The following is a 17,076-nucleotide window of genomic DNA, read 5'->3' as shown; positions in this document are numbered from 1 at the left end:
ATGTCGTTCTTGTCGACTGTTCGACGCGAGGCTTCTGGGTACGGCATCGTCGTCGCGCGTGCGCGCGTTGGATTTACTCTTCGAGGAGGCAGCATCATGGGCGAGTTTGCGATTCAGGAATTTCGCGGGAGGCTGATCGATCCGTCAGACAAGGACTACGACGAGGCGCGAGCGCTGTACAACGGCATGATCGATAAACGGCCCACGGTGATCGCTCGCTGCACCGACGCCGCCGATGTCATCGCGGCGGTCAACTACGCGCGCGATAACAAGCTGCTTCTCGCAATCCGCGGAGGCGGACACAACGGCCCCGGTTTGGGCAGTTGCGACGGCGGGCTGGTCGTCGACCTGTCGCAGATGCGCAGCGTGCGCGTCGACCCGGCGAGCCGCACCGTGCGTGTCGATCCAGGCTGCACTGCAGCGGATCTCGATCACGCGACCCACGCCTTTGGCCTCGCCGTACCGCTCGGCATCGTCGGCAGCACGGGCGTCGCAGGTCTGACCTTGGGCGGAGGAACCGGCTATCTGACGCGCCAACACGGCCTCACGATCGACAATTTGCTCGAGGTGGATGTAGTGCTGGCCGACGGCTCTTTCGTCACCGCTAGCAAGGACGAGCACGCTGACCTCTTCTGGGCGGTGCGTGGTGGCGGCGGTAACTTCGGCGTGGTCACGAGCTTTCTGTTTCAGGCCCATCAAGCCAAAATGGTGTTCGCTGGTCCAATCTTCTGGGACGCCAAGGACGCCAGGCAAGTTATGACGATGTACCGCGACTTCATCCCAAACGCCCCCGAGGAGCTTGGCCTGTTTGTCGGCCTCAAAACCGTGCCTCCAGTCGATCCCTTCCCTAAGGAGCACTGGAACAAACGCGCCTGCGCTCTGATCGGCGCTTTCAACGGGCCGATCGCAGAGGGTCAGAAGCTCATGGCCTCGCTGCTCGAGAAACTGCCCGCCCCGCTGTTCAACTGGATGGGCGAGATGCCGTGGACTGCCATCAACAGTCTGTTCGACCCGTTCTTCCCTAAGGGCTTGCAGTGGTACTGGAAGGGCGACTTCGTCAAGGCGCTGCCTGACGAGGCGATCGACGTGCACATCGCCAACGCGCTGAAGGCACCGACCCCCTTCTGCCTGATGCACCTTTACCCCATAGACGGCGCCGTTCGGCGGGTCCCCAAGGATGCGACGCCGTGGAGCGCGCGGGACGCGTCTTTTTCAATGGTAATCGCGGCGATCAGCCCCGATCCCAAGGACGCCGAAGCGCTCAAGGCCTGGGGCCGTGCCTACTGGGAGGCCATCCACCCGTTCAATCTGGAAGGTGTCTACGTCAACTTCATGGACGCCGACGAGGCCGAGAACCGCGTCGAACTAAGCTACGGCGACAACTACAAGCGCCTTGCCTCGATCAAGGCAAAGTACGATCCGAACAACCTTTTGCGAGTCAACCAGAACATTAAACCGGAAGCGTGAATTTACGCGCGGACGACCGATGACTCTCCGGCGACGGGTGGAACACCGCGGTTTGATTCGGAGGATCGCGGAGACGTTGAAGAGGACGAGGCGGAGCAGATAGCAACCGCAAACAAGGCGGCAAGAACGCTTCTGTCCGCCCGGCAAAGGGGCGAAGTGTGCTGCCAGGAGCCGGCAGACAGCTTCACACTCTTCATTGACGGTACGGGCACGCCTCTGTAAATGCAAATGACGTGCCCCGCTCTGCTTACCCCGGACTCGGCTCGCGTCGTCGTGCTTGCTCTATGCAGCGCCGACGCTCAGCAGCGCAAATAAAGAACGTCTTAAAGTGGACGCGCGCGACCCCGACTGAAAAGTCGCAAGAGGGCAAGCAGAATAACCGCGCCAATCAGCGCCGTAATAAGTGAGCCGATTATGCCGCTTCCAAGGTGCAGGCCGAGCGCTCCGCCGAGCCAACCTCCTATGAAGGCGCCAACAATTCCGACAATGATGTCTACGACAATGCCGAAGCCGCCGCCATCGACGATACGACCGGCCAGGGCGCCAGCGATACCACCGATAATCAGCCAGAAAATAATTCCATGCGAGACGGGATCCATGTTTCTTCTCCTATAGCACTAAGACCACATTAGCGGCGAGCAAGCATTCCAATGATCAGTCCGCCGATGAGCGCCATCGCAACCGCTTTCCACGGAGCCTCATGAACGTAATCGTCGGTCGATTCAGAGACGGCACGGTACCGGGTCTTGACCGCCTCCTGCGCACCAGCAATCTTGTCCTTCAGGTCGGACAGCGTCTGGGACCCGCTTGCTCGGTCTCCGTCGCTGCTGTTGGTCGTCCCCGCGGGGCCCTTTTCATGTTGAGCTGAAGAGGCCGAATGGGCTGGGTCAGAAACCGGCGAGGACCCGGGCCCTGCGGTAGTGGGTTGGTGTGACTCGGACATTTCAACCTCCATCTTTCGTTTGAATATGGTCCAAGGTTCAGCAAGTGGCGTGCCTCACAAACACATTCGACGTGGGGTAGACGTCGCTATTAGCAACCCTCGGTTCCAAGGGATTGTGTTCACCGACGCTCAAGGTCCAGCACAGGCTAGGCCTCTCGTCTGTTTCTGTTCGCCAGGTCATGGCTCCGCCACGCGCTAAACGTCAGCCCGCTGCTTCGGACCAGTCACGAACCGGAATACTCCGCGCGCCTGTTATGGAAACCCTAAGACCGTCCCGGTACGCTCTGTCGGGCTCGCGCAGCGTTTGTGGTTCTTCCATCCGTAACTGTTCGATACAACTTCTTACGGTCTTCCGCGCAGATATCGAACAAACACCTTTCTTCGTATCTCTAACTCATAACAGGAGGAGAAAGCCATGATCAGACTATTTACTATATTGGCTCTGGGGGCGGCCTCGCCGGCTGTATCGTCGCTCCGCCGTATGGCTACGGTTACGAGCCGGCGCCCGCATATGAATCTGCGCCGGGCTACTGCGGATATGCGCCCGGCTATTACGCGGCGCCAGCCTTGGACGTTGGTATAGGCTTTGGCTTCGGTGGCCACGGTGGACATGGCGGCCCTGGCAGATAATGTTAGGCATCCCCATGATCGGCAATTGGGCTACTTACTCAAACACCCGCTCTCGCTGCCAGCGCAACTCGCCTATCCCTACAGCGCCACCCACTTGGCTTCTTGATCCTTGCCGGCCCTGGGTCTTCGCGCGGATCACAGTCGAAAAAGGCATCAAGCGGCACGTATAGATAGCCTGCCGTGGGCCGTCTGGAGACGATAGTGACTATGATGACAAGATGGACGCTGACGGTTGGCGTGATATGCGCATGTTGCCTGGCCGGTGTGGGCAATGCGGAATCAAACGACCGCCTTTTAAAGCTGCTGCAATTGCAAACCTTGAATCGCATGGCATCCGATTCCGCGCCCACGAAGAAAAACGCTTCGAACGACAACAGTGCGCGTCAGGATCGTGGCGCAGACCGTCGAGGGTCCCAGCCACACCCAGACAATAGTGGCGGCATTAACAATGTGCCGGCGCAAAAGCGATAGCAATCGATGGCGGGGGCATCTTATGGCGGAATCGGTCTACATCCCCCCATCGACGGGGGTACAACGACAGACTTGCAAAAAGTTGTCCTCGGCACACAGTAAGACCTAGGCGAGACGGCATACGGAAGCGGGACCGTGCACGGCAATCATTATGGCAACCTTAAGGCCGCGCATCGTTACGCCGTGTTACCGAAATCGCAACCTTCTTGCACCTGCATCCCGCACTCCTCCCTACACTGCGTTCCATCTCCACTGGCATCAATTCTCATACGAGCGACAAGAAAGTCATGCGCAAGAATTTAATATCAGCGATTGTGGGCGGTGCGATATTGGTGGCTTCCTCAATGGCATCCGCTCACGTAGATGTGGGCATCGGCATCGGCATCCCGGGACCGGTGTTCGTACCGGCGCAGCCAGTCTATGAGGCACCGCCACCCATCGTCTATGCGCCTGCGCCGGTAGCCGCCTATGGCTACGCCGATGACTGGCGCGAGCGCGACTGGCATGAGCGGCAGGAGTGGCGCGAACGGCAATGGCGCCGTCATGAGCACGAACGCGAGCGGCGTGAGCGTCGTGAATGGGACGAGGACTGACCGACGCGCGTGTGCTGCACGCGGCATCCGGTAAGCGATGCCGGTGGCGTCACGCTCGCGGTCACGAAATCGACACGCCTGGTAGCCACCCCACCCAAAACGTACAAGCTGCGGCGGCTTTCGGGCCAGGTCGACAGAGGAAGGCTGTTCACCGGCGAGGTGATCACCATATCGAGTTAGCCCTCAGCGTGAACGTGTATACGCGACGGGATCCGAAATCCTCACGACCAGGCATTCACGGCCACCATTCAAGTAGGCGGCCTTCCAGCTCCGCGGGCACGTGACGACCTTGTGAGAACCAGTGCCGCCCCTCGGCCCCGGGTCCACGAACGTGAAGCCGCGGCGGCCGGACCGATGCCGCAAACACTCACGACAACCGGCGCCAGGTATCACGCCAGCAAACGCGCAAGCAAACGCGCAAGCAAAAATTTAATGCGCGGACAAGTGCCATCGAGCCAGCCCTGCGCTTCAACAGCCGTACGTGTCATTGCCATGTTCTCCTGAGCGGCGAGTCCGTGCGACGAAAAAATCGGTTGCAGCCTGAAACGGTATTCGGTGGGCAACCTGGCGCGTTTTGCATAGCACAGGGCACATGCAGCGGATCCTCGACGATAGGAACTCCATGCAGGCTACAGATCTTCCCGGGATGTCCAGATAATGTCATCGAGACACCTAAGCGCAATCAACTCTGTAGGACAGAGCTGGTCGGCACCGATGGTGCCTAAGCGCTGCGCGAGCATCCGACGATAAAGTGCCGTCAGCAACTGCTCCTCAAGCGCGTCAGCACGATTGAACCGCGCCTGCGCATAGTGCTTACGCCAGTAACCGATCGCCCGTTCGGCCTGCGTCACCGAAAAAATCTGCATCGATCTATCCGTTGCAAAAAATGGCTGACGCTCGGCACGATATCCCGGGATGGCCCCATTGATGAAACCGGGGCACGCTTCAGCCGTTCCAGAGTCGGAACCGGCTCCTCCGCTGACTCGACGCGTCGTCCTTTTGCGCCGTAAACCGGAGGAGCCCGACTGGCTGTTAAACGAGTTGGAGAATGACAAGAAGGCCCGGCCGAACGTCAAACATATCGGCTCCCTCAAGGCGATCACGAATCCCAAGGTGCTGTACGGTCCGCGCGACTCAGTTTGGCACGTTCACGGCCCCGTTGGTCACAGTGATCGCATTGATGCCCGGACTCGCCGCGATCGCAGGCAGATTAGCCGTGGTCAGCGCGGGCGCGGCGCCGGCCGCGCCGCCACGCGGTATCGTGTGAATCACCTGTGACGGCGGCAGCGGCGTGCCGCTCTTCAGATGACTCCACATCAGATTGAGCGCCTGCAGGTTGTAGTAATGCAGCGGTATGAAGCGCGAATCGAAGCCCGCCACGCCGAGGAACGCATCGAAATGCTGGGCGTTCGTCACTTCGTAGAACGACAGCTTGCTCGCGCCGCCTTCGCTCACTTGATTCAGGCCGAGGTACGGCCGCGACGCGTGGTTGATCGGCACCAGCGCATCCGCGCGACCCTGCACGATGATGGCGGGTTTGCCATGCAGATTCGCATTCACGCGAATGGCCTCGACGCTGTTGGTCAGCGTGCCGTTCGTCCACAGCGTACGCAGGCAGGAGGCACCCGAGTAACTGCCGGCGGCGGTCGCCAGCCGGTGGTCCGCCGCGCCCCCACCCGAGTTGAAGACGAGGTTGATGCCGTTGGTCGGCGGCACCCCGTTGCCATTGCCGAACACCGTGGGCATCGGCGACACGGCCGGCGTCACGCCGGCGACTCCCGTCGAGCTCGTCGTGCCGAAGCTGAAGTCGCAGAGGTTGGCGGTGACACTCGCTTTTGCGTACGCATCCGCATAGGTCACGGCGACGGCCGGCACGGCTTGCGAGTCCCACATCGGCGCTTGCAGCAGATCGGAGTCGGTCTGATAGCCGTTCTGATGCAGTAGCGCGAGTGCGTTGGTCGCCTGGGTCGTCACGTTCCCACCCGCGATCACGCCAGTGGTTGCCAGCGACGCGCATCGCGCGGTGCGAATCGCCGTGGTCGTGGCGAGCGGCAATGTCGACAGATACGGCGCGCCGGCCGCGGCAGGCGCGAGCGCCGCGCACGGTTGCAGCATGTTGGCGAGCGTCATGTAGTCGGCGAGCGGCTTGCCGAATGCACCGACGGGCACGCCGCCCTGAGCCACCGACACCTGCGCGGGCAAACGCAAATTGATCTGCGGTTCGCCCACGACGACCGCGGTGATCCAACCGGACGTGTCCTGTTCCGCCGCCGCGAGCGACGCGCCGCCGCCATTGCTCACCGAGGCCGCGATAGTCGTGATGCTGCCGCTCGCGTAACGCACGGTGCGGGTCGAACCGTTGAGCGCGCCGTAAGAATCGTTGAGCGCCCAGTACGCGAACTGAATCGCCTCCAACGTATCCTTGCCCCAATCCTGCTCCGGATTCTGCTGCGAGTGCGCATGCTTGAACGCGTAGCGATTCGGAAACTGGCTGTTGTAAGACGCGAGATCGGTGTTGCCGAGGTTGGCCGTGAAGAAACTGTTCTTGCCTGCTGCGGTGGCATCCTGCAACGTGCCGTCGATCAGCGTGACCAGATTGGAAGACAGTTCATGCGCGCCGTTGCCGCTGCCTTTATCGGTGTACGCCACTGCGCAACCGCGCTTGAGTCCCCACTCGCCGGCCGCGGAAATCGCACCGTACACGCCACGCGAACCGGATGACGTCGCCGTGACAATGCACGGCTGATCGGCATTGAAGCTCGCCGGTATCTGCACCAGCATGGTGACGTTCTGCGTGCCGCTGCCGTCGTCGGCGTAGGCGAGGTATTCCTTGCCGGCGATCTTGCCTTCGCCGAGCGTGTCGTTGCCGTTCAGGTCGACGTTTGGCCCCCAGAAGCGCCCATAGCCGCCGTTCGCCGTCATGTCGACGAGCGCGCGATAGTTCGACCAGATGGCGAGGCGTCGTAGTTCGACGGCGGTAGGTTGCGTGGCGTTGGCAATGGCCGGCGCCGTGGCCGACCCGAGGCCGGTTTTGCCGAGGCCCGCGGTGAGCAGGTCGTCGGTATTGCCGTCATAGGACTGGCTCTTTACCGATGCGGTGGTGATAAAGCTCGGCAGCGTATTGGCTTGCGGTGGTGGATTATTTTCACTGCCGCCGCTGTGGCACGCAGTCAGCACGACTGTCACGGCCAACATGATCGCCAGGGTTCGCACCACCGGCACCGGTCGTTGCGCAGGCTCGACTCTGAAAGTGGACTTCACGTTTTTCGTCTCCGATATTTGCTAATACCGTTGTGAATGCAACGGCACCGAAATTGCTGCGTGCTGTCCAATGGATCGCGACGCTTCGGATACCGACGCTTCGCTAGCCTGCATTGACCTTTCAATGGAGTCAATAGAACGTCATGTCCTCGCATAACGAAAGTCAGGATCTGGGCGACGTCCCAGCCGCCATCCCAACACAACCTTCACGCCGCCGCTTTCTTCAATCCGCCGCCGCTGCCGCCACCGTCGGCGCGGCGCCGCATCTGCGCGCGCAAACTCAAACCCCAACCGCGCCACCGGCTCAGGTTCAGCAAGCCGTGCCGCCGCGCCCGGTCACGCTCACTGTGAACGGCCGCGCGTACACACTGCAGCTCGAGCCGCGCGTGACCTTGCTCGATGCGTTGCGGGAATACGCGGGCCTGATGGGCACGAAGAAGGGCTGCGATCGCGGACAGTGCGGCGCATGCACGGTGCTCGCCGACGGCCGCCGCATCAACTCATGCCTAACACTCGCCGTGATGCATGAAGGCGAGAACATCACGACCGTTGAAGGGCTTGCCGCCAATGGCGCGTTGAGTCCGATGCAGCGCGCATTCATCGAACACGATGCCTTTCAGTGCGGTTACTGTACGCCCGGGCAGTTGTGCTCCGCGACCGCCCTTCTGAATGAATTCCGCAACGGCACCGCCAGCACCGTCACGGCCGATGTGCGCAGCCGCCCCGCCCAACTCTCCGACGATGAAATCCGCGAACGCATGAGCGGCAATATTTGCCGCTGCGGCGCCTACGCGAATATCGTGGCCGCCGTACGCGCGGTGCATGAAGGCGGCGGCCAGAACAGCGGCGGCAACAACCCCAACGCCTGACGGAGCGACAGCATGGATGCGATCTCTTATGAACGCGCCGGCGATGTCGCCGGCGCGGTGCGGGCGGCGCAGCAGCCGGGTGCGGTGTTCATCGGCGGCGGCACTAACCTGCTCGATCTGATGAAAGGCGGCGTGGCGCGGCCGATGCGGCTGATCGATATCACGCACATCCGCGGACTCGATATGGTCACGACGCTGCCTGACGGCGGCATCCGGCTCGGCGCGCTGGTGCGCAATAGCGATGCGGCCAACCATGCGCTGGTGCGCGAGCAATACCCGTTGCTCTCGCAAGCATTCCTGGCGGGCGCGTCGTCGCAATTGCGCAATATGGCGACGGTCGGCGGCAATCTGCTGCAACGCACGCGTTGCGGCTACTTCTACGACACCGCCTTCACGCAGTGCAACAAGCGCATGCCGGGCAGCGGCTGCGCGGCGCTCGACGGCCACAATCGCACGCACGCGATTCTCGGCGCGAGTCCGCAATGCATCGCCGTGAATCCGTCGGATATGAGCGTGGCGCTTGCCGCGCTCGACGCCGTGGTGCGCGTGAGCGGCCCTGCAGGCGAGCGGACCATTGCGTTCGCGGACTTTCACCGGCTTCCCGGTGACCGGCCCGATGTCGATACCACCTTGCAGCCCGGCGAACTGATCACCGCCGTCGATCTTCCGCCACCGCTCTTCAGCGCGAACTCCCACTATCTGAAAGTGCGTGACCGCGCCAGTTACGCATTCGCGCTGGTCTCGGTCGCGGCCGCCTTGCAGATGGATGGCGATCGCGTGAAGACCGCGCGCATCGCTTTGGGCGGCGTCGCACACAAACCGTGGCGCGCGAGCGCCGCGGAACAGATGCTCACCGGCCAGCCGCTCACGCAAGCGACGCTGACCCACGCCGCCGCGGCCGCATTACGAGAAGCGCGGCCGCAACACGACAATCGTTTCAAGGTGCAGCTCGCGCAACGCGCGATCGTGCGCGCAGTGAACCAGGCCGCCGGCCGCGCGGGAGGTGTCGCATGAATCTGATCGGTCAACCGCTCGACCGTACCGACGGTCTGCTCAAAGTCACCGGCGAAGCGCGCTATGCCGCCGAATTTCCCGAAGCGCGTCTCGCGCATGCGGTGCTCGTCACCAGCACGATCGCGCGCGGCACCATCGCATCGATCGACGCGAGCCGCGCGCAGGCGCTGCCTGGCGTGCTGCTCGTGATGACGTATCAGAACGCGCCGCGTCTGCCGAACGGCGGCAAGCCCGCGTTGGCGCCGCCGGCCGGACGCCACCTGTCGCTGCTGCAGGACAACGAGGTTCACTACAGCAACGAACCGGTCGCCGTAGTGGTGGCGGATACGCTCGAACGCGCCACCGACGCCGCGCGCCAGTTGCGCATCGCGTATCAAAGCAGCGCCGCAACCGTGGACTTCGAGCAGGCCAAGCCGAACGCGCATGCGCCGGACAAACCGCAAGGCCGGCAGACCGACACGCAACGCGGCAGCTTCGACGACGGCCTGCAAAGCGGCGCGGTGCGCGTGGACGCGACCTACACCACGCCGATCGAACATCACAACCCGATGGAGCCGCACGCCACGATGGCGCACTGGGACGGTCCGCAACTCACGCTCTACGATTCGACGCAAGGCGTCAGCGGCGCGGCGCAGGCGATCGCGAAGACGTTCGGCATGCCGCCCGGGGACGTGCGCGTGATTTCGCCGTTCGTGGGCGGCGGCTTCGGCTGCAAGGGCTCGTCGTGGTCGCATGTGTCGTTGTGCGCGATGGCGGCGAAACAGACCGGGCGGCCTGTTCGGCTCGTGCTCGAACGGCCGCAGATGTTCGGGCCGGTCGGCGCGCGACCGCGCACCGAACAGCACTTCGTGCTCGCCGCGCGGCGCGACGGCACGCTGACCGCGATGCGCCACGACAGCATCTCGAACACCTCGGTGATCGAAGACTGGACCGAGACCTGCTGCATGGTCACGCGTATGCTGTACGCGGTGCCGAATCAGGTGACCACACACCGCATCGTGCCGCTCAATCTCGGCACGCCGACCTTCATGCGCGCGCCGGGCGAAACGACCGGTTCGTTCGCGCTCGAATCGGCCATGGACGAACTCGCGGCAGCCTTGAAGATGGACCCGCTCGCGCTGCGCATCAAGAATTACGCCGAGGCCGACCCACAGGAAAACAAGCCGTGGTCGGGCAAGTCCTTGCGCGAGTGTTATCAGATCGGCGCCGAGAAATTCGGCTGGTCGCGGCGCACGCCCGCGCCTCGCTCGATGCGCAATGGCAGCACGCTGATCGGCATGGGCATGGCGACCGCGACCTATCCGGCCAATCGCAGCGAGGCCAGCGCCATCGCGCGAATTTTGCCGGATGGCACCGCGATGGTCGCCTCCGGCACCCAGGATCTCGGCACCGGCACCTACACCGTCATGACTCAGGTCGCCGCCGACGCGCTCGGCTTCGCGCCGGAAAACATTCACTTCGCGCTTGGCGATTCGTCGCTGCCCAGAGCGCCGGGGTCGGGCGGCTCGCAATCGGCCGCGAGCGTGTCACCGGCCGTGCGCGACGCGGCGAGCCAGGCGCGCAGCCAGTTGATCGCGCTGGCGCTCGCCGATCAGGCCTCGCCCGTGCACGGCATCGCGCTCGACGACATCACCGTGGAAAACGGCTGGGTGATGAGCCGCTCGCAACCGGGCAAGCGCGATCCGGCGGCGGCGATCATCGCGCGCTCGGGCGGCAAGCCGATCGAGGCGAGCGCGACCGTCAAGCCCGGCGACGAAAAGCAGAAATACTCGCTTCACTCGTTCGGCGCGGTGTTCGCGGAAGTGCACGTCGATGCCGATCTCGGCACGATCCGCGTGGCGCGCGTGGTCGGCGTGTACGACGTGGGGCGCGTGCTCAACCAGAAGACGGCGCGCAGCCAGTTGATGGGCGGCATCGTGTGGGGCGTCGGGGCGGCGCTGCAGGAAGAGACCTCGCTCGATACGCGCTATGGCCGCTTCACCAATGCGAATCTCGCGGAGTATCACGTGCCGGTGAATGCCGACATCGGGTCGCTCGACATTACCTTTATCGACCGGCCGGATCCGTATATCAACTCGCTCGGGGTGCGCGGCATCGGCGAGATCGGCATTACGGGCGTGCCGGCGGCGATTGCGAACGCGGTGTATCACGCCACCGGCGTGCGCGTGCGCGATCTGCCCATCACGCTCGACAAGGTGATGCAGACGATGCAGGTTTGATGCGGTCGCCGTTGCGGTCGCCGTCGCGGTCGCGGTCGCGGTCGCCGTCGCCGTCGCCGTCGCGGTCGCGGTCGCGGTCGCGGTCGCCGTCGCCGTCGCCGTCGCCGTCGCCGTCGCCGTCGCGGTCGCGGTCGCGGTCGCGGTCGCCAATGCGGTTCATGGCGACGCGGTCGCGTTCAGATTTGTGTTCGCTTGCGCTTTCACCCGGCGCGGATGCAGTGGCAGTCGCGTTCACGTCTACGTTCGCCGGTACTTCCAAAGCGGAACGAACTCGTCCGCGCGTGGCGTTACGCATCGAAGAGCGCGCGGTGAGTTCGGCAGTCAAGCGCTATGCATCCGCATTGGCGCTTGCCTGTGGCTGCGTTGCATCGCACAATCGATCTCATCCCCTTCTACCGGTGCCCGCCCATGGCCTACGCCTCGCTCGCCACTGGCGTGTTGCTCGCCGCCGGCTTCGGTTCGCGCTTCGACCCGGACGGCCTGCACAATAAACTGCTCGCGCGCATGCCGGATGGCACGCCGGTCGCGCATGAGTCCGCGCATCAGTTGTTGCGGGTCGTGACGCGGGTGCTGGCCGTGGTGCGGCCGGGTTCGGACACGCTCGCGCGGCTCCTCAACGATGCCGGTTGCGACGTGGTGTTCGCGCTGGACGCCGAACGCGGCATGGGCGCGAGCCTCGCCGCCGGCGTCGAGGCCAGCGAGGGCGCCGAGGGCTGGATCGTCGCGCTCGCGGACATGCCGCGCATCGCCATCAGCACGATCGAAGACGTGGCGCGCGCGCTGGACGGCGGCGCATCGCTGGTCGCGCCGTTTTTCCAGGGGCAGCGTGGACATCCGGTCGGCTTCGGCGTCGAGCATCGCGACGCGCTGCTGGCACTCGACGGCGATACCGGCGCCAGATCCTTGCTCATGTCGCAGCACGTGACGCGGCTGGACGTCGACGATGCGGGCATTTTGCGCGATGTGGACACGCCGGAGGATTTGCGCAACGTGTAGTTGCGAGACCCTGGCCTGGCAGTTGTGACGTGACACGCTTGATCCGGACTGGCGTTCAGGCGCATACTGTATATCCATACAGTATTTTTGTCCGCATGGGTTGGCGCGTTACGTCGCGCATGGCCGCGGCGCGTCCGCATGAAACGCATTTCAATCGAACCGTCCTTTGCCGCCTGGCGCCGCGCGGCGCGGGAACTGCTGCGGCAAGGGGTCGAGCCGGAGCGAATCGAGTGGCTTGAGTTCGATTCGGTCGATTCGGGTACCGGCAGCGTCGCCGCTCCCGACAGCTCCGCCGCTACCCCGGTCGTCGCCACGCCCGCCATTCCTCGTGAGCTGCTCGCCTGGCTGAAGACGGCGGCCTGCTTTTGCGCGCCGGACCGCTGGTCCCTGCTCTACCGCATCCTGTGGCGCTGGACGCACGGCGAGCGCCACGTCCTCGATCCGCAAGACGTCGACGGCGCGCTGCTCGATCAGCGCATCCAGTCGGTCGAGCACGAAACCAGTGATCTGGTGACACTCACCCTGTTCAGGCGGCGCGATCCGTCCATGGGAGCGCCGGAATTCGTCGGCTGGTACGAGCCACATCATGATCTGCTGGCGCAGGCCGCCGAGCGCTTTACCGAGCGCATGGGCGATTCCACGTGGATGCTGGCGACGCCGCAGGGCGCGGCGTTCTGGAATGGCATGTTGCTGCGAATCAGCCGGCCGGCAACGGAAGAAAACGGGCACGTCACGCACGCTTTGCCGGCCGGCCAGCAGAACGAGCCAGCCACGCCGACATTGCCGCCGAGCCAGCGGAACAGGCCGACCACGCCGACATTACCACCCGCCGCCATGGCCGGCGAAGCCACGACCAGCGAACCCACCGAGGCGCTCTGGCTCGCGTATTACGCCAGCGTCTTCAATGCGGCGCCGGCGCCCGTGCCGCTGCGTTACTGGAGAACGCCGCCCGCGGGTCCGCCGCTGCCCGCGCAGCTCGCGCGCGAGCGCAGCCGTCTCGGCGCGCAGAGTGGCACCGTCACCGTTCCGGAGATGCCGCCGCTCGAATATTCGGCGGTGACGCCACCCTTGCGCGAGCCCACCGGCCCGCTGGCCACCTGCCGGCGCTGCGCGTTGTGGCGCAACGCGAAGCAGGCCGTCGCGGGCGCCGGTCCGGCTCAGGCGACGCTCATGGTGGTCGGCGAACAACCCGGCGAGCACGAGAATCAGCACGGCGCGCCCTTCACCGGGCCAGCCGGTCAACTGCTCGACACGGTGCTCGCGCGCGCCGGCCTCGAACGCGCTGCGCTGTATCTGACTTATGCCGTCAAGCATTACAAATGGGAAACGCTGGAACAGCAGCGCGTCCACCGCACGCCCGCGCGGCGCGAGGTCGAGGCTTGCCAGTACTGGCTGGAAGCCGAGCTCACGCAGGTCGCGCCGCGCGTGGTCGTCACGCTCGGCGCGACGGCGCTGAAGGCGCTGACGGGCGCGCACGTCAATCTGTCGGAATATCTGGGGCTGACCATCGACCACGGCGGGCGGCTGATCGTGCCGACGTGGCATCCGTCATATGCGCTGAAAATGGCCGACGGCCGGCTGCGCGAGGATATTGTCGCGGGCATGGTGGCGGCGTTCAGTCGCGCGGCGGGGTTGGTGGCGGAAGAGGCGTAGCTTTTTTTACCCTTGGATTTGTGCTGCTCGAACACGCGTCGGCTTCATTGATTGACTATCGTATGGCCAGCGCACCCAAATTCATAGCAGGGCCGCCGCCTTGATCTGCTCGTTTTCGAACGCGGGCTGGAAGGCGTCGAGGTCGTCGTCAGTCATGCCGACCGGCGCCGACTTCGCGACGCGTTTCCAGTCGCTGACCGCGTTGCGAACTTCATCGAGGATGCGTTTCGCCTCATCGGCGGAGAGCCTGAAGTAGCGGGCTTCATTCATCACGGCCTCGATCGAGTCGACCGGCCCGTAGTCTTCATTGAGCCATAACTTCAACTCGGGGTCCTTATCCGGGAAAGGGTTGATGTCGAACGCCGGCGCGAGCCGCCACTGCCCATGCTCGACGTGCAGGAAACCGTGGTTCTGCACATGGTCGTCGACATTGGTAATCAGCAGATTGAACACGAGTCGCCGCCACAACTCCTCGAGGTCGCGCTTCGGGTCCGCGCAACGCGCAATGATGCAATCAGCTATCTGGGTATAGGCGTGCTCTTCCTGCCGTGACGCTTGCAGCATGGAACCAGCCGAGAGGTACGGAATCCGGCCGCCGTTCGCAACACGATCAAAGCGGCGCACGAGCGCAACCGGGATGTTTTCCGACATGACGATGCGCGATCGCGCCACCGTAATGCCGGCGGCTGCGGCCAGATGAAGAGCGAGCACTTCCCCACGCGTGACACTGCGGTCGTCGTTGACGCTCGGAAACTTGCCGATGGCCAGTTGCCCATCTTCATCGAGAATCGTGCATTTGGGTCGCATACCGCCAAGCGATGTCCCGCGCCCGCGCAAATACTTCAGGTCGGCTGCGGTTTCCTTGTTCATCTCGACCGCGCGAGTGGCGCCGATCAAATGACCCAATTCGAGCAAGGGCGGCGTGCCACGCCCTCCGTCTTCAATGCTGCGCAAATAGTTGCCCGCCTCGTCCACGAGTCGCAACGCGCCGATCCGGCTCATATCGTCGACACCCAGCAGGTAGTCCATCTCCGTGAGCCCGGCGCGCGGCACATCCTGCCCCTTCTCCTGCGCCGACTTGCGACGCCTTGCGTGGTCACGCGCGATAACCCGGCATCCCCATCCGTCAGGCTCGGTATCCGCAAATGCGAAGTGGAAAATCGAATCGTCGCTGGTGGGCGCCTTACGGAACTGCTGACCGTAAACCAGTTGCAGATCGGGTGAAATCTCGAACCGGTCGGTCGCTTGCAGCCACGCTTCGTGATAAGCAAAGGTTGAGCTTTCGCGTGCGCCGTCCTTGTTGAAAGTCAGGGCGCCGACGGGAAGCGCGGCTTGGCCAAGCGCCACCTGGACGATCTGCTGCGACATAGGCCGCTTCATAGTGCCCCCGATTCGGGCGTGACACGTTTATTGCGAACCCGCTGCGGCAGTTGCTGGTTCATTAAGGTCAGCCCGATGGTATCGGCAGCGGAGTCGATTAGTCCGTTGATTTTGTCCAGTTCACCCAAGACGAGAAACGCCTGCGCGATCGTGCCGATAGAAATACGTTCGTCGCCGTGTTCCATGCGACGCAGCGTAGCTACGGACGTCTGAATGCGCTCGGCCATTGACGCCTGAGTCAACCGGCGACGACGGCGCGCCAGCGCAAGGTCGGCTCCGAGTTTCTTCAAGGCACGCACGACAGGCAGGGGAAGCGGATCTCTCTTCCTCTTAACGCTCACAGGTGAGCGCTTATTCAGCTTTGCGGTTTCCATGTGAGCGGTAAACCTCGTGATATGGGTTTCCTATTGTCCGCGCGCATCGCTTCCCGGTCAAGAAAATCGACTTAAACGCTCATATATGATCGCTTAATTGATTTTAGAGATCATACGTGAGCGGTTAACATGAAGGGTAGAGTTGTGCGGATGGCAGCACTTGTGCAGCCAAAAGCGGCGTTCCGGGAATTGAGATTCGCTGGCGTTCAGCGCGCACGAAACGTCACGTCCTGCCCATCGCAACGACGCCTTCTCGCTGCGCAAAGGTGAGCCGATCCGGGAAACCTTCCACCCACCACGGTGAGCCTCTACAGGACCCATTACCCGCCGAGCCCCTCAGGCACGCCGCTTGCGCACCACAAACCCGCCGCGCAAGCCGCGACGATTCCGCCTAAGCTGATGTGACGCCGCAATTTCCCAAGCACCGGCGCGACGCTCGAGCCTCGAACGGCCTCGCCAACGGCTCGCGCGTTGCGAACTCATCACACGTCCCATGAGCGAAACCAGCCCACGCCTTTTCATTGTCTCGCCCCATTTCGACGACGCCGTCTTCAGTTGCGGAGCATTGCTCGCCGCCCATCCCGACGCCGCGGTCTGCACGGTATTCGCCGCCCCGCCCGAGCAGCCGATGCATACCGAGTGGGATGAAAAGTCGGGCTTCACGGACGCCCATCAGGCCATCCACGAACGCACGCTGGAAGACAACCGCGCACTCGAAGTACTCGACGCGATTCCGCTGCGCATGCCGTTTCGCGACAGCCAGTATTCGGACTCGCCCTCGATCAGCAAAATGGCGGCGGCGCTCGAGGAAACCATCTACCGCACCACCGCCAATACGTTGCTGATGCCGCTCGGCCTGTATCACGACGATCACGTGCGCGTCTTCGAAGCCTGCTGTGAAATCCTGCCGCGCCTGTCGCATCTGACCTGGTTCGGCTACGAGGAAGCGATTCACCGGCGCACGCCCGGCGTGGTGCAGGCGCGGCTCGCCGATCTCGCGCAGCGCGGCATCGTCGCGACGCCGGCCAGTCCGAGCGCCAGCCACACGATCGATGCACAGCGCCGCGCGCAACTTAAACGCGAGGCGGTCAACGCTTACCAAAGCCAGTTGCGCGCGTTCGGCGCGGGCAATTACGACGACATCTTCGCGACCGAGCGTTACTGGCAGCTCAGCGTGGGTCGTCGCGTGAAAAAGTAGGAGACGCG

At 63.6% G+C, this 17,076-nt stretch carries 15 protein-coding genes; 8 read left to right on the top strand and 7 right to left on the bottom strand.

The genetic code is table 11. The features are described from left to right. Nucleotides 1-96 precede the first annotated feature (96 nt). A complete protein-coding gene (locus PQR42_RS02325; protein ID WP_408391143.1) occupies nt 97-1,467 on the top strand; it encodes an FAD-binding oxidoreductase in 1,371 nt (456 codons plus the stop codon). 323 nt (nt 1,468-1,790) lie between these two features. On the opposite strand, the gene PQR42_RS02320 is transcribed toward PQR42_RS02325, so the two are convergent. After that, nucleotides 1,791-2,066: a GlsB/YeaQ/YmgE family stress response membrane protein gene (locus PQR42_RS02320; RefSeq protein WP_408211830.1), complete on the bottom strand. Its 276-nt coding sequence runs from the start codon at nt 2,064-2,066 to the stop codon at nt 1,791-1,793. Between the two features lie 29 nt (nt 2,067-2,095). Continuing rightward, the gene (locus PQR42_RS02315; protein WP_408391141.1) at nt 2,096-2,410 is read right to left on the bottom strand and encodes an ElaB/YgaM/YqjD family protein; all 315 of its coding nucleotides are present in this window, start codon (nt 2,408-2,410) and stop codon (nt 2,096-2,098) included. 1,388 nt (nt 2,411-3,798) lie between these two features. Between PQR42_RS02315 and PQR42_RS02310 the strand changes: the two genes are divergently transcribed. Further along, nucleotides 3,799-4,104, top strand: coding sequence for a hypothetical protein (locus PQR42_RS02310; RefSeq protein ID WP_408391139.1), 306 nt, complete (start codon nt 3,799-3,801; stop codon nt 4,102-4,104). 629 nt (nt 4,105-4,733) lie between these two features. Here PQR42_RS02310 and PQR42_RS02305 read toward each other — a convergent pair. Next, nucleotides 4,734-4,970 carry a hypothetical protein gene (locus PQR42_RS02305; protein WP_408391137.1) on the bottom strand — a complete coding sequence of 79 codons (237 nt, stop codon included), beginning with the start codon at nt 4,968-4,970 and terminating at the stop codon, nt 4,734-4,736. Between the two features lie 268 nt (nt 4,971-5,238). Beyond that, complete coding sequence (locus tag PQR42_RS02300) at nt 5,239-7,299, bottom strand: D-(-)-3-hydroxybutyrate oligomer hydrolase (RefSeq protein WP_408493564.1); 2,061 nt, start codon at nt 7,297-7,299, stop codon at nt 5,239-5,241. A gap of 209 nt (nt 7,300-7,508) precedes the next feature. Between PQR42_RS02300 and PQR42_RS02295 the strand changes: the two genes are divergently transcribed. From PQR42_RS02295 to PQR42_RS02285, 3 genes are read left to right on the top strand one after another with little or no spacing between them, the layout of a single operon-like run. Beyond that, nucleotides 7,509-8,234: a 2Fe-2S iron-sulfur cluster-binding protein gene (locus tag PQR42_RS02295; RefSeq protein ID WP_408211822.1), complete on the top strand. Its 726-nt coding sequence runs from the start codon at nt 7,509-7,511 to the stop codon at nt 8,232-8,234. 12 nt (nt 8,235-8,246) lie between these two features. Continuing rightward, the gene (locus PQR42_RS02290) at nt 8,247-9,248 is read left to right on the top strand and encodes an FAD binding domain-containing protein (protein ID WP_408211819.1); all 1,002 of its coding nucleotides are present in this window, start codon (nt 8,247-8,249) and stop codon (nt 9,246-9,248) included. Then, nucleotides 9,245-11,467, top strand: a complete 2,223-nt coding sequence (locus PQR42_RS02285; protein ID WP_408391135.1) for a xanthine dehydrogenase family protein molybdopterin-binding subunit — start codon at nt 9,245-9,247, stop codon at nt 11,465-11,467. The genes PQR42_RS02290 and PQR42_RS02285 overlap by 4 nt, the downstream gene beginning before the upstream one ends. Here the strand turns inward: PQR42_RS02285 and PQR42_RS02280 are convergent. Next, nucleotides 11,430-11,726, bottom strand: coding sequence for a hypothetical protein (locus tag PQR42_RS02280; protein WP_408493549.1), 297 nt, complete (start codon nt 11,724-11,726; stop codon nt 11,430-11,432). The two genes, PQR42_RS02285 and PQR42_RS02280, sit on opposite strands and share 38 nt — an antisense overlap. Before the next feature lie 149 nt (nt 11,727-11,875). Here PQR42_RS02280 and PQR42_RS02275 point away from each other — a divergent pair, with 149 nt between their 5' ends. Together PQR42_RS02275 and PQR42_RS02270 are read left to right on the top strand one after the other, a co-directional pair. Continuing rightward, nucleotides 11,876-12,463 carry a nucleotidyltransferase family protein gene (locus tag PQR42_RS02275; protein WP_408391131.1) on the top strand — a complete coding sequence of 196 codons (588 nt, stop codon included), beginning with the start codon at nt 11,876-11,878 and terminating at the stop codon, nt 12,461-12,463. Nucleotides 12,464-12,601: 138 nt separating this feature from the next. Beyond that, entirely contained in the window at nt 12,602-14,116 is a 1,515-nt protein-coding gene (locus PQR42_RS02270) for a UdgX family uracil-DNA binding protein (protein WP_408211807.1), read from the top strand. An 81-nt stretch (nt 14,117-14,197) separates the two neighbouring features. Here PQR42_RS02270 and PQR42_RS02265 read toward each other — a convergent pair whose 3' ends face one another. Further along, complete coding sequence (locus tag PQR42_RS02265; RefSeq protein ID WP_408211805.1) at nt 14,198-15,484, bottom strand: type II toxin-antitoxin system HipA family toxin; 1,287 nt, start codon at nt 15,482-15,484, stop codon at nt 14,198-14,200. A gap of 8 nt (nt 15,485-15,492) precedes the next feature. Further along, nucleotides 15,493-15,870, bottom strand: a complete 378-nt coding sequence (locus tag PQR42_RS02260; protein ID WP_408211802.1) for a helix-turn-helix domain-containing protein — start codon at nt 15,868-15,870, stop codon at nt 15,493-15,495. 493 nt (nt 15,871-16,363) lie between these two features. Here PQR42_RS02260 and PQR42_RS02255 point away from each other — a divergent pair, with 493 nt between their 5' ends. After that, on the top strand, nt 16,364-17,068 hold the full coding sequence (locus PQR42_RS02255) for a PIG-L deacetylase family protein (RefSeq protein ID WP_408391129.1): 705 nt from the start codon (nt 16,364-16,366) through the stop codon (nt 17,066-17,068). Nucleotides 17,069-17,076 lie beyond the last annotated feature (8 nt).

The organism is Paraburkholderia sediminicola (assembly GCF_046027355.1).
Lineage (GTDB): Bacteria > Pseudomonadota > Gammaproteobacteria > Burkholderiales > Burkholderiaceae > Paraburkholderia > Paraburkholderia sediminicola_B.
The sequence above is the reverse complement of the archived record's forward strand: the minus strand, read 5'-3'. Positions and strand labels throughout refer to the sequence as shown.